Genomic DNA, 12947 nt, shown 5'->3' on the forward strand with positions numbered 1-12947 from the left:
AATGTAACATTCTAAGTGATAGGTTAAAAAAAGTTTACCACAAATTAGTTAAGTTGCACAAAATAAAATGAAAATTTTTAAAAATATGCCAATGAGATTTGCTTGGGAGAGAGGTAAACTAAGTTTAAAGTGTTAGAAGATCTATCATGCAGTGAGGTGAAGACATGGCCATTCAAGAAATGAAACAGCTTTTACAAAATGGGCGGACAGGTGACCTGATTGAATGGCTGGCATCATTTGGTCGAACAGATCACGGAGGCGTCACACGGCTTTTATATTCGCCAGCTTGGAAGGAAGCCCAGCTGGCGGTTAAAGAAATGATGGATCAAACCGTATTAGACACTTATTTTGATTCTGTCGGAAATTTATTTGGCCGTTTGCCTGGCAGTGAGGCGATGGGAGAGACCATTTTGACCGGCTCCCATATTGATACGGTGATAGATGGCGGGAAATATGATGGGGCTTATGGGATTATGGCTAGTTTTCTTGCCGTGATGAGGCTCTATCAAACTTATGGTTTGCCGAAGAAAACCATTGAGGTGGTCTCACTATGTGAAGAAGAGGGCAGCCGTTTTCCCTTAACTTTTTGGGGGTCCCGTAACATCACGGGTGCGTATCATCTCTCGGCTGCACAGGGCATTCAGGATTCAAACGGGGTTTCATTAGTAGAAGCGATGAAACAAGCGGGCTTTGACCCCGATAATTATACTCCAGCTAGCAGAAGGGATATCGCGCGCTTTGTTGAAATTCATATTGAACAGGGGATTGTTTTAGAAAAAGAACAAAATCAGCTAGGGATTGTCACACATATAGTGGGGCAACGCCGATATACGATCACCATAATCGGAGAGAGTAATCATGCGGGAACAACACCTATGCCCTTGCGGAAGGACGCGGTGAGTACGGCGGCTTATTTGATTTCATTTTTAACCGAAAAGGCTAAGGAAGTAGACCGCAAGCTTGTTGCAACAGTTGGGAAGTTAAACGTTCAGCCTAATGTCCCCAACGTGGTGGCAGGTGAGGTAGAGTTTACGCTGGATATCCGTCATCACGAAGAAGCGGTGATCGGTCATTATTGCTCGGCGATTTTTACAGAGTTTCAACGTTTAGCTGAAAGTCTTCATATGGAAATAACCGTTTCGAAATGGCTGGATGTGAAACCTGTCGCGATGGACCAAGAGATGGGGAAGGTCATTGGTGAAATAGCCAATAAGAAATCGATTCGCTATCAGGAGATGATTAGTGGGGCGGGGCATGATGCTCAAGTTTTCGGTTCGGTTTGTCCGACAACTCTCTTATTTGTTCCAAGTCATCAAGGGATCAGCCATTCACCGAAAGAATGGACGTGTTTAGAAGATTTAGAGATAGGGATTGATATGCTAACGGCTGTTTTATATCAATTAGCCTATTAAAAGGAGTGCGAGGCAAGTGGGATATACTGATAGATTGTCACCGAAGCGAATCATCATGACACCTGGACCTGTTGAAGTGGATCCTCGTGTATTAAGGGCGATGAGTACACCGATTTTGGGCCAATTTGATCCAGAATTTACGAAACTCATGAATGAAGTTATGGCCATGCTCCGACAAGTGTTTCAAACGAAAAACCAATGGGCTTTTCCGATTGATGGGACGTCCAGATCGGGCATTGAAGCCTTGCTTTGCAGCCTCATTGAACCGGGGGACCGGGTTCTCGTTCCTATCTACGGGAGATTCGGGCATCTATTAGTCGAGATTGGCGAACGATACGGCGCTGAAATCTATACGTTGGAGTGTCCTTGGGGAGAGGTGTTTGACCCGCAGCAAGTAATTGATGAAATGGCGAAGGTTCAGCCTAAGATTGTCGCGCTCGTTCATGGCGAAACCTCGACGGGATGCATGCAGCCGCTTCGGGAAATTGGAAAGGCTTGCCGCAAGCAGGATTGTTTGTTTGTTGTGGATGCGGTGGCTTCCATTGGTGGTGTGGCTGTCAAAACGGATGAGTGGTTGATTGATGGTGTTGTTGGAGGGACGCAAAAGTGTTTATCCGTTCCTTCAGGGATGGCGCCGATTACTTATAATGAACGGATCGAAACGATTCTACTCTCTCGAAAAAAAGTGGAGCGCGGGATCGCGACAGAGGAGGATTTGCACTTCAGACGGACCCGGCATCCCATTTCAAGCAACTATTTTGATTTAAGTATGCTTCAAGATTATTGGGGACCGAGGCGTCTCAATCATCATACAGAGGCTACTTCTATGGTCTATGCCCTTCATGAAGGACTTCAGCTTGTTCTCGCAGAAGGGCTTGAACAGCGCTTTACCCGCCATCGGTTTCATGAAAAAGCGCTTATCGCGGGATTAGAGGCGATGGGACTACATCTGTTTGGTGATCCCGAGCATAAGCTGCCGTGTGTCACGTGTGTGGAAATTCCAGACGGAGTGGACGGTGAGTCGGTAAGACGTTTGCTCCTTGATTCGTTTGGCATCGAGATTGCTTCCTCGTTCGGTCCTCTACATGGAAAGATCTGGCGAATTGGCACGATGGGGTACAGCTGCCGCAAAGAAAATGTGCTTGCTGTTTTGGCCGGCTTAGAAGCTGTCTTAATTCGCCATAGCGCAAGTGTTAATCGTGGTGAAGCCCTGCAAGCTGCACTGGATGTTTATGTTTAGGACTCATTTCTAAGTGGATTTTGGCGGAAATAGGCGAGACAGCACGAGGTGAATTCAAGGTAGCGGGTTCCAAGTAGTAGCCTGAGTCGCGGATTGCCGTGGAAAGCGAGCCTAAAGAGCTTAAATTAAAAAACAACAAAGTTTAAAAAATCGATATAGAATTCTTTTTACTTAAGAAATGATCAAGAGGAAGTCACGAATCTGTGAAGCGAGGTTGTAGTGAACCGATTGATTGCAGCTGCCTCATGATGGTCTTCTTAGCTTTTTCTTCATAAAAAAATCACTTTAACAGGCAACGCTTTGGATCAAGTGAGTGAAACGGGAGAACCGTCCCCGTAAAGAGAGGTGGAATTGACATGTCTGATTTTGATCTCTTGATTCGTAACGGAATGGTTGTGTTACCAAACGAGGTAAAGAAGGTCGATCTGGCTATTAAAGAGGGGCGAATTATCAAGATTGGTGAACAGTTATCTGGAACCGCAAGTGAGGAATTGGATGTGAACGGCAAGACGATCTTCCCCGGCCTTATCGATGTCCATGTCCATTTCAGTGAACCGGGAAGGGAACATTGGGAAGGGTTTGAGACGGGTTCAAGGATGATGGCGGCCGGTGGATGCACAACCTACTTTGATATGCCCCTCAATGGGATTCCTTCCACAGTGGAGCAGGCGGCTTTTGAACAAAAAGCGGAAATCGGCAGCCGAAAGTCAGTCGTTGATTTTGCCTTATGGGGCGGACTTGTCCCTGGGAACATAAAGGACTTAAGAGGGCTTGCGGAGTCGGGGGTTATTGGATTTAAAGCTTTTCTATCGGATACAGGGAATGATGAATTTGAGCGGGCGGATGATCTGACCTTATTAGACGGTATGAAAGAAATCGCCTCCCTCGGAAAAATTTTAGCCTTACATGCTGAAAGTGCGCCCATAACCAATTGGCTTTTGCAGGAAAAGAAGGAAAAAGGGCTAATCAGCGCTGATAATTATTTGGAAACACGTCCGATTCTTGCTGAAGCGGAGGCGGTGGAACGGGCCATTTATTACGCGCAGCTAACAGGTTGCCCGCTTCATTTTGTCCACATCAGCAGTCAAGCGGCTGTTGAAAAAATTGAAGCGGCCAAGCAACAAGGCCTGGCGATTTCTGTAGAAACGTGCCCGCATTATCTCTTATTCTCTCATGATGATCTTGTGGAAAAAGGGGCGATTGCCAAATGTGCGCCACCTTTACGGAAGAAAGACGAGCAAAAACAATTAATTCGTTTATTAAGAGAAGGCAAGTTTGATATGGTGTCCTCTGACCACTCGCCTTGTCCTTATTCGATGAAGGACCCCGCCAAGCACACGTTATTTGAAGCCTGGGGTGGCATCAGCGGCGGACAATTCACCTTACTTTCCATGTTGGAGCTCGCTTTAGAGCATGAAATCCCTTTAACACAAATTGCCAAATGGACAGCGGAGATGCCGGCGCAGCGCTTTAATCTTGAAACGAAAGGAAAAATTGAAGTGGGCATGGATGCTGATCTTGCTATTGTTTCCTTCGAACCGTTCACAGTTCGTGAAGACAATTTTCATGCCAAACATAAACAAAGCCTTTATGTTGGCCACACCTTCCCATGCACCATCGAAGAGACCATAAATCGTGGAAAAACCATCTATAAAAATGGCAAACTCGTCAATCATGCAGCAGGAAAGCTATGGATCAACCGAACTGAAACCAAACCGAATCCCGTTTAACGTGATTCGGTTCTCGCAGTTTCTAAAGCCTGACGCGAGGAGACCACATTTATACGTTCAGGTGAATGGCCTCACGCAGTTTCTACTATAAAGCCCAAATCGAGGTGATCCCGCATGATGACGTTAAAAACATTAAATGACATGAGTGAATCTGATTTTGTTGATCAGTTAAAGGCTATATATGAGCATTCACCCTGGGTAGGGGAACGCGTTTTAAATAATCGGCCCTTTTTAACACTTGAGGCTCTTCATTCTGCGATGGTTCATGCCGTGATGGGAGCAACTAAAAGTGAACAGCTTCGGTTGATCAAAGCCCATCCCAACCTGGGTGCCAGAATTGCCATGAGCTCCTCTTCGGTATCCGAACAAAAAGGAGCAGGATTAAGCGAATTAACTGAGGACGAGTATCAAAGGTTTCAAGAAGCCAACCAAGCCTATATGGCCAAGTTCAACTTCCCATTTATCCTAGCAGTTAAAGGAAAAGATAAACATCTAATATACAAAGCATTAAAAGAACGCCACACGAACTCAATTGATGCCGAATTTAAAGAAGCCCTCCACCAAATCCACCAAATAGCCAGGCACCGCTTAGAAGCCATATTCAATTGAAACAGGGGGACGGATCTCGCGTTTCACTCGCCTTTGAAACAGGGGGACGGATCTCGCGTTTCACTCGCCTTTGAAACAGGGGGACGGATCTCGCGTTTCACTCGCCTTTGGAACAGGGGGACGGATCTCGCGTTTCACTCGCCTTTGAAACAGGGGGACGGATCTCGCGTTTCACTCGCCTTTGGAACGGGGGCGGATCTCGTGTCCCACTCACTTGATCCAAAACACTTTCCTGCACAATTGAATTTGGAGTGTGCGATCAAGCGGGGAGTGGGAATTGAACAGGCGGCTAGGAGTACAAGTAGTGGGTCTCCGGGTGTTGCATACAAAATAGAGTGTGCTTACATAAGGAAGTGGCAGTGCTTTTTCGAAATCAGATGGCCAGTGCTGATGAAAGAGGGACGAGATGAATACTCGTCCCTCTTTGGCGTTTGTGGTAACTTTCAACCGAATTGCTTGTCCAGTGCCCCGCAGACACGAAGGTTCTCTGGGCATGGTTGAGACGACGGCCGCGCAGCCAATCCATCCAAAGGGACAAGGGATAAAGCCGTGCGCCCATCTGAACGACTTAAGGGAACTACAGCGATGTTTCGTTTCCTAACCATCCTCTATCATAATTTGACTAATAATGGTGATAAAAGTGTCTGTTTTTCACGGAGAGTGTCAATTAATGACTAGTTTTCAGAAAAATTTAAAATAATATTGAAAACGCATTCAAACACAAGTATACTTTCATTAGTTTAGTAAATCTTTAGTAAATAAAACCAATGGGGTATGCAGATGACAACTATAAAAGATATTGCGGAAAAAGCAAAGGTCTCTTCTGCAACGGTGTCACGGGTTCTGAATAATGATCCGCTTCTTTCCGTGACGAAAGAAACTCGAGAAAGAATTTACCGGGTTGCAGAAGAACTGCATTATAAAAGCGGTAAACGTAAAGCAAAATCAGGAGCCCCCTTAAAAGATAAAAATCCTAAAATTGGCGTGGTTTACTGGCTGTCTCATGAACATGAACTGGCTGATCCTTATTTTTTATCGATTCGTTACGGGATGGAAAAAGCTTTTTCAGAACGAGGGATGCTAATCGAAAAAAGCGTCCGTGCGAATGAATGGGATGAATCCTTTCAATTTGACGGATTAGATGGTGTGATCGTCGTGGGGTATATCGGGTCTGAACTTTTAGAACGCATCTATCAGCAGGTTGAAACCATTGTGTGCGTGAATGAATCGCCGAATGATTTAAAATATGATTCCATCGTCATCGACCATCGAAAAGCCACAACTAAGGCACTTGCTCATTTAGAGGAGTTAGGACACAAAAATATAGGCTTTATCGGTGGAAGGATGCCAGAAAAACGCGTGGAAGGACGATTTGAAAGCTATAAAGCCTTTATGTCGAAGCTCGGCCAAGAACATTTAGTAAAAGAACAGGCTTATATCGGCGAATTCAACATGGAGGATGGATTTGCTCTTATGACTGAGGCGATCCAATCCAAGAATCTGCCAACCGCTTTCTTTATTTCCAGCGATTCTATGGCAGTTGGTGCCTTAAGGGCACTGCAAATGGCAAAGATCAAGGTGCCTGAAGAGGTGAGCCTCGTCGGATTTAATGATATTCCTGTCGCGAGCTTCACCAATCCGCCGCTTACCACGATTAAGATTGATTCTGAGCGGATGGGCGAGCTTGCCGTGAAACGAATCCTCGAGCAGATTGACTCAAAAGAGATGCCGTTAAAAATTGCCATTCCAACTGAATTAATCGTTCGAGGGAGCACTTGCTCGATTAAATGATTGTTCACATCTAATTTTTTTAAGGAGGTGAGACTCCACACTATTTTTAAAAAAACTTTCTCGTACTCGATTATGGCAAATCATTTAAGAAAAACTAAGCTTTCGCTAGGATTTGGCGACTAGTCCCGTTTTTCTGTAAAGGAGGTGGGCGGATAAGGAAGCGAGGTCAGCTTGATCAAACAAAAAAAGCCTTCATCGGCAAATGAAGGCAAGTAAACCTTTAGTAAACGTGTGAGTGTTCACTAGGCTTATAAGCGAATTATAGCAACCTAGGTTAGGAAACACAAAGTAAAAAACTTGGAAATCTTTCCGGTATTTTTTCAAAACATGGAGGGGAAATCCTGATGAAAAAATGGCATTTAGCAATTGTTATGATGTTAGCGCTTTCTTTGTTTTTAACCGGTTGTTCAAGCAGTAAATCCACTTCAAGCGGCGGTGGGAACGGAAAGGTTGTTACGCTCTCTCTCTATTCCACGATGTCTTCCGATGAATCCAAAACGATGGATAAGGTCATCGCCGATTTTGAAAAAGCCAATCCTAACATCAAGATCAATGCCAACTATCCAGGGGATAATTACGAAAACTTATTAAGGGTTAAAATGGCTGCTAATAAAATGCCCGACCTATTTGATACGCACGGATGGGCCCAGCTCAGATACGGAAATTATGTAGAAGACTTAAGAAATATGTCTTGGGTGAAAAATATGGACCCTGCCATTAAAGATATTTTGACGGATAAAAACGGTAAAGTGTATGCCTATCCTATTAATGAAGCAAAAGATGGCGTGACTTACAATGCAACACTCCTTAAAAAATATGGCATTACACCCCCTACAACTTTGAATGATTTTGTTAAAGCGCTTGAAACCATCAAGCAAAAAAGTCATGGAACAGTAACGCCATTATGGATTGCGGGTGGTGACAAGTACCCCATCGGCCAAATCTTTGACCAAATGGCCACCCCATACTTGATCACTGATTCAAATCACAGCTATGGTCAACAGCTTTTGGATGGAACCTTTAATTGGAATAAGTACACACCAGTCGCCCAAATGCTGAAGAATCTTCAAAACAAAGGCTTAATTAACCAAGATGCTCTTACTGCCAAAAGCACTCAAGCTAACCAATTAATGGCTCAAGGTAAAATTGGCTTTGCTTTTATTAATGGGTCGATTGGACCGGAAGCAACAAAGCTAAATCCTAACACTAAGGTCGGCTTGATTCCAACACCGGCTGTCTACAGCACGGATCAGCCTTCTTTTATTGGAGGGGAGCGTTACACCTTTGCTGTCTGGAAGGATTCGCCTTATAAAAAACAAGCTGAGAAGTTCATTGAGTTTATCTCTCAGCCTAAATATGCAAAAGAACTAGCTGAAGCGACTTCTTTGCCTGCTGGTCTTACTAACGTCAAAGCTAAAAATTACTATGCTTCCTATTATAAAGAATTTAGCAACATTAAAGTTCAGCCTTACTTTGACCGTGTTTACTTACCAAGCGGTATGTGGGATGTCATGGGGAATACTGGTCAACAATTGTTAAGCGGGACAATGACCGCATCCCAAGTGGCTACAAAAATGGGTCAGGAAGATGCCCGTTTGAAAAAGCAAACTTCAAAATAAGCCCACTATCAATTAAGGAAAGGGTGGGGGACATTTCCCCACTCTATTCCTTAGGGTAATGTCAATTTAGGAGTTGAATCGAATGAGTCATATGACAACCGAAACTCGGCTTGGTACTCATACCCCGACAAGGGCTGCACGCAAAAAGAGACATCAAGGCTCCCTTTTTTGGATGTATTTACCGGCCTTAGCGCTCGTCCTCTTTTTTATTGTCTATCCTTTTTTCAATGGATTGAAGATTTCCTTTACCGACTGGGATGGGTTCTCCCAAACCTTTGATTGGGTCGGATTTAGTCAATACAAGCGAATGTTTACCGATCCCAACACCTGGCTGGTTGTAAAAAACACCTTAATTTATGGCCTTTGCAGTACGCTGTTTCAGAATATATTTGGCCTTCTGTATGCGCTGCTTCTTAATCAACAAATCCGCTTCCGTAATTTTACAAGAATCATTGTCTATCTCCCTGTCATCATCAGTCCGTTCATCATGGGGTACATTTGGTATTTTTTCTTTGCTTTTCAAGGCGGTGCGTTGAACGACCTATTGAAATTCTTAGGTTTTCACCAAGTCAATGCGCTCGGTAACCCACATGCGAACATTTGGATTATTGTATTGGTGAATACGTATCAATTCGTCGGTGTTGCGATGATTATTTATTTAGCAGGTCTTCAAAGCATTTCGAAAGAGTATTACGAGGCCTCTCAAATTGATGGAGCCACACTATTCCAACAGTTTAAAAATATCACGTTTCCGCTACTAGCTCCTTCTATTACGATTAACATCGTTTTAAACATTATCGGTGGTCTCAAACTATTTGATGTGATTGTTTCATTGACTGGTGGGGGACCGGGTTATGCCTCTCAATCTATGTCGACCTATATGTATACCCTCTACTTTGATCAACAGGATGCAGGGTATGCGGCTACTCAGGGTGTATTAATGGCTGTCATCATCCTATTGCTAAGTCTAGTCGCCCTTGTGATCCTAAGAAGAAAAGAGGTTGAAGCCTAATGAGTCGAGCTTCTAAAAATTGGCTGTCTGTTCTTGTTCTATTCATTGCTTTAATCCATGTGATTCCATTCTATATTTTGATTACGATGTCGCTAAAGAAGAACAATGATTTTAGCTCCAGATGGGCCTTTCCCTCTCATATATCATGGGAAAACTTTAAAGATGCTTGGCAACAGGCAAGTCTAGGGCCAGCCTTCTTAAACACGGCGATTATCACCGTTATAGCAGGGGCTCTCCTCATTCTTGTTGGTTCACTTGCGGCTTATCCACTGGCAAGAAGACAAACACGTCTAAACCAGTATGTGTATGTCTTTTTCATCGCCATTATGGTGATTCCACCTCTTACTGCACTGGTTCCTTTATATAAGATGGTGGTGTCGATGGGCATGATCAATACGAGAACCATTGCCATTTTAAACAATATTGCTGCCTTCCTCCCGTTGACGATCTTCTTGTATTCGGGGTTCATAAAATCAACCATCCCTAAGGAGTTAGAGGAAGCGGCACTAATAGATGGGGCTACAACCATGGGGATTTTCTTTAAAGTGATATTTCCCTTATTAAAACCCGTTACGGCAACCGTCATCATTCTCTCAGCCGTTTATATTTGGAATGATTATCAATTTGCGATCTTCTTCCTTCAAGATAAATCCGTCCACACCTTAACCGTCGCTATGTCTAGTTTCTTTAGTTCAAATGTCGATAACTTAAACCTTGTTGCGGCAGCCGCCCTGCTTGCCATCCTGCCTATGACAATCTTGTTCTTATTCCTGCAACGCTTCTTCATCGAAGGCCTAGCGGCAGGCTCGGTCAAAGGCTAAGCTATTGAAAGCGTGGTAGCATGGTATCGGTCAAAAAGGTAAATCAACGGTGGTCTAGCTGTAGGCTCGGTCAAAGTCTAAGCCTTCGGGGCACAAACTTATTTAATAAATTTTTTTTGGTGGGAAAGTGGGTTGCTTCTTTAAGAGGTTAGCCTATAAAAATATAAACCTATATATGAGGAGAGATTCATTGTGGCAAAAATTACTTTCTTAGGTGCAGGTAGTACGGTGTTTGCAAAAAACGTTCTTGGCGATTGCATGCTCATTCCAGATATCGATTTCGAATTTGCCTTATTTGATATTGATCCCGAGAGACTTAAGGATTCAGAAAACATGCTGACGAACCTAAAGAAAACGACTGGCAGTTCCGTCCAGATTCGTGCCTATTCTGATCGTAAAGAAGCACTAAGAGGGGCTAAGTATGTCATTAACGCGATTCAAGTTGGCGGCTACGATCCATGTACCATCACGGATTTTGAAGTGCCTAAGAAGTATGGGCTAAGACAAACCATTGCGGACACGCTAGGAATTGGCGGCTTATTCCGTTCCCTTCGTACGATTCCTGTTGTTTTAGATTTTGCAAAAGATATGCAAGAGGTTTGTCCGGATGCGCTGTTCCTAAACTACACAAATCCAATGGCTACCATTACAGGTGCTATGATTCGGTACGGCGGTATTCAAACTGTTGGTTTATGCCATAGCGTTCAGGTTTGTGCGGATCATCTGCTCAAATCCTTAAACATGGATACCTCCAATCTTCAATGGAAGATTGCTGGAATCAATCATATGGCTTGGCTGCTTGAAATTACGCAAGATGGCAAAGACCTATATCCAGAAATTAAGCGACGCGCCAGAGAAAAACAAAAAGAAAAACATGATGATATGGTTCGTTTTGAACTCATGGAACGCTTTGGCTACTATGTAACGGAGTCTTCCGAGCATAATGCGGAATACCATCCGTATTTTATTAAGAGCCGTTATCCTGAATTAATTGAGAAATTTAATATTCCGTTAGACGAATACATTCGCCGCTGCATTAACCAGATTGATAGATGGAATGACATGCGTGATGAAGTCGTCCATAACCACAATCTCACTCATGAACGCACCCATGAATATGGTTCCCATATCATCGAAGCGATTGAGACGAACCATCCATTTAAAATTGGCGGCAACGTCCTCAATACCGGCCGTTTAATTAGTAATCTGCCAGAGAAAGCCGTTGTTGAAGTACCTTGCCTGGTCGATCGAAGCGGCATTTCGCCAACCTATGTCGGAGATCTGCCAGAGCAATTAGCTGCCCTGAATCGCACCAACATCAACACCCAACTGCTCACCATCGAAGCCGCCGTCACAGGCGATCGCGATAAAGTCTACCAAGCCGCACTTCTAGACCCGCACACTGCAAGCGAACTATCCATAGACGACATCGTTAAACTCTGCGACGACCTCATCGAAGCCCATGGCCACTGGCTCCCCCAATTCCACTCCAAAATTGGAACACGGGGACGGATCGGGTGAAACGCAGGGACGGATCCGGCGTTTCACTGGCATAGATGAATGATAATGATAGCTTGACGGAATACTCAAAGCATAGCAAGTGGGACGAGAATAAGGCTCGTCCCTTTTATTATGCTTTTGAGAGAATCTCACAAAACAAACCCGCTTTTGATGCCTTAGCTTATCCTGGATCAGGAGGAAGACTGGAAGCTTGCAAAATCTTAAGTGCTTTTACACTGTAATTAAAGGTTTTGTTACGATCTAATAATGTACCAAAAATAGGAAAAGATAAAAAAATCACCACTGTAGATTGGGGCTACAAGGATGTTTTTTCTTATCGTTTCTGTCATCGCTTTTAATTTAATTGCTATTTTTATTCCAAAACGAATGTCTGGTATTGAAATACTAACCACAACCTTATTCTCCTCCCTTCTAGAGAGTACTGTGAATATAATATTTGATTTTAAATATGATCTTTATGGTTATTTTAACAAAGGAGTTGATTTGGGAGGGTTTATCTATGTATTGGGTATTTTTCCCGCAGTAAACATAGTGTTTTTAAATTTGTTTCCGTTTAAAAGGAGTTTGGCTAGTAAGGTCACTTATCTTTTTTGTTGGTCTGTTTTGGCGGTCATTTTCGAATTATTATATTTAAGGACTAAGACATTTTACTATAACGGCTGGAAAATATCATATTCAATGGTGGCTTATCCGATCCTTTACATCATTTTGGTTTGCTTTTATAAATATGCTCACTATCTTTTAAAGAAATCATCCAAGTAGCAAGTATCAGGTGTTTCGCAAGCATGCCAGTAAGTGTGCGGGTTGTTGCCTCCTTACATGTCAACTTTTACAGGGGTGTGACCTCGTAAGCAGATGAAGCTCGTTTCCATTAAAAAACGTTTTTTTTATTTCCCTCTTTCTAACCTCTAAATATTTAGAAAGTGCTGTATCACTATCCAAAAAAGTACATTCTTTAAGTGCATAACTTCATCAACACTTTTACCATTAGCTTAATCCAATAAAGGGACGAGAGTAAGGTTCGTCCCTTTTGTTGTGGCTTCGAGAGACTCTCGCTTATCTCAATCCATACACCACGTAACTAGGAATATTGGTATAAGTTAGTTATAAGATAATAAAAAATTTGAATGATTGCAAAATAGCGGTTGTGTTTTTTGGCTTAATGAAATATTATTAATAATAACAACGTTGT

The 12947-nt window shown here is 43.2% G+C and carries 10 protein-coding genes; all 10 read left to right on the forward strand.

The annotated features are described in order from the left end of the window. Positions 1-164: 164 nt before the first annotated feature. The 10 genes from allC to PU629_RS22455 all read left to right on the forward strand — a co-directional run bounded on the left by allC (position 165) and on the right by PU629_RS22455 (position 12517). On the forward strand, positions 165-1412 hold the full coding sequence (gene allC / locus PU629_RS03705) for an allantoate deiminase (RefSeq protein ID WP_275282932.1): 1248 nt from the start codon (positions 165-167) through the stop codon (positions 1410-1412). 55 nt (positions 1413-1467) lie between these two features. After that, positions 1468-2652, forward strand: coding sequence for a pyridoxal-phosphate-dependent aminotransferase family protein (locus PU629_RS03710; RefSeq protein WP_275284346.1), 1185 nt, complete (start codon positions 1468-1470; stop codon positions 2650-2652). A gap of 356 nt (positions 2653-3008) precedes the next feature. Further along, positions 3009-4382 (forward strand): allantoinase, encoded by a 1374-nt coding sequence (locus PU629_RS03715; RefSeq protein ID WP_275282933.1) that lies wholly within the window; start codon positions 3009-3011, stop codon positions 4380-4382. 114 nt (positions 4383-4496) lie between these two features. Further along, positions 4497-4991 (forward strand): 2-oxo-4-hydroxy-4-carboxy-5-ureidoimidazoline decarboxylase, encoded by a 495-nt coding sequence (uraD, locus tag PU629_RS03720; protein WP_275282934.1) that lies wholly within the window; start codon positions 4497-4499, stop codon positions 4989-4991. A 780-nt stretch (positions 4992-5771) separates the two neighbouring features. Then, positions 5772-6782 carry a LacI family DNA-binding transcriptional regulator gene (locus PU629_RS03725; protein WP_275282935.1) on the forward strand — a complete coding sequence of 337 codons (1011 nt, stop codon included), beginning with the start codon at positions 5772-5774 and terminating at the stop codon, positions 6780-6782. A gap of 344 nt (positions 6783-7126) precedes the next feature. Next, positions 7127-8401 (forward strand): ABC transporter substrate-binding protein, encoded by a 1275-nt coding sequence (locus PU629_RS03730; RefSeq protein ID WP_275282936.1) that lies wholly within the window; start codon positions 7127-7129, stop codon positions 8399-8401. Positions 8402-8483: 82 nt separating this feature from the next. Further along, positions 8484-9413: a carbohydrate ABC transporter permease gene (locus tag PU629_RS03735; RefSeq protein WP_481900472.1), complete on the forward strand. Its 930-nt coding sequence runs from the start codon at positions 8484-8486 to the stop codon at positions 9411-9413. Further along, complete coding sequence (locus PU629_RS03740; RefSeq protein ID WP_275282937.1) at positions 9413-10234, forward strand: carbohydrate ABC transporter permease; 822 nt, start codon at positions 9413-9415, stop codon at positions 10232-10234. Before PU629_RS03735 ends, PU629_RS03740 begins: the two co-directional genes overlap by 1 nt. A 192-nt stretch (positions 10235-10426) precedes the next feature. Beyond that, positions 10427-11755: an alpha-glucosidase/alpha-galactosidase gene (gene melA / locus PU629_RS03745; RefSeq protein ID WP_275282938.1), complete on the forward strand. Its 1329-nt coding sequence runs from the start codon at positions 10427-10429 to the stop codon at positions 11753-11755. Positions 11756-12121: 366 nt separating this feature from the next. Next, positions 12122-12517 (forward strand): CBO0543 family protein, encoded by a 396-nt coding sequence (locus PU629_RS22455; protein WP_343076312.1) that lies wholly within the window; start codon positions 12122-12124, stop codon positions 12515-12517. The last annotated feature ends 430 nt before the right edge of the window (positions 12518-12947 follow it).

The sequence above is a fragment of the Pullulanibacillus sp. KACC 23026 genome (assembly GCF_029094525.1).
Taxonomy (GTDB): Bacteria; Bacillota; Bacilli; order Bacillales; family Sporolactobacillaceae; genus KACC-23026.

Bases quoted from the DNA above. Each gene is read 5' to 3' on its own strand.
- allC (WP_275282932.1), top strand. From the start codon at position 165: ATGGCCATTCAAGAAATGAAACAGCTTTTACAAAATGGGCGGACAGGT.
- PU629_RS22455 (WP_343076312.1), top strand. From the start codon at position 12,122: ATGTCTGGTATTGAAATACTAACCACAACCTTATTCTCCTCCCTTCTA.
- PU629_RS03710 (WP_275284346.1), top strand. From the start codon at position 1,468: ATGACACCTGGACCTGTTGAAGTGGATCCTCGTGTATTAAGGGCGATG.
- PU629_RS03735 (WP_481900472.1), top strand. From the start codon at position 8,484: ATGAGTCATATGACAACCGAAACTCGGCTTGGTACTCATACCCCGACA.
- PU629_RS03740 (WP_275282937.1), top strand. From the start codon at position 9,413: ATGAGTCGAGCTTCTAAAAATTGGCTGTCTGTTCTTGTTCTATTCATT.
- uraD (WP_275282934.1), top strand. From the start codon at position 4,497: ATGATGACGTTAAAAACATTAAATGACATGAGTGAATCTGATTTTGTT.
- PU629_RS03715 (WP_275282933.1), top strand. From the start codon at position 3,009: ATGTCTGATTTTGATCTCTTGATTCGTAACGGAATGGTTGTGTTACCA.
- PU629_RS03725 (WP_275282935.1), top strand. From the start codon at position 5,772: ATGACAACTATAAAAGATATTGCGGAAAAAGCAAAGGTCTCTTCTGCA.
- PU629_RS03730 (WP_275282936.1), top strand. From the start codon at position 7,127: ATGAAAAAATGGCATTTAGCAATTGTTATGATGTTAGCGCTTTCTTTG.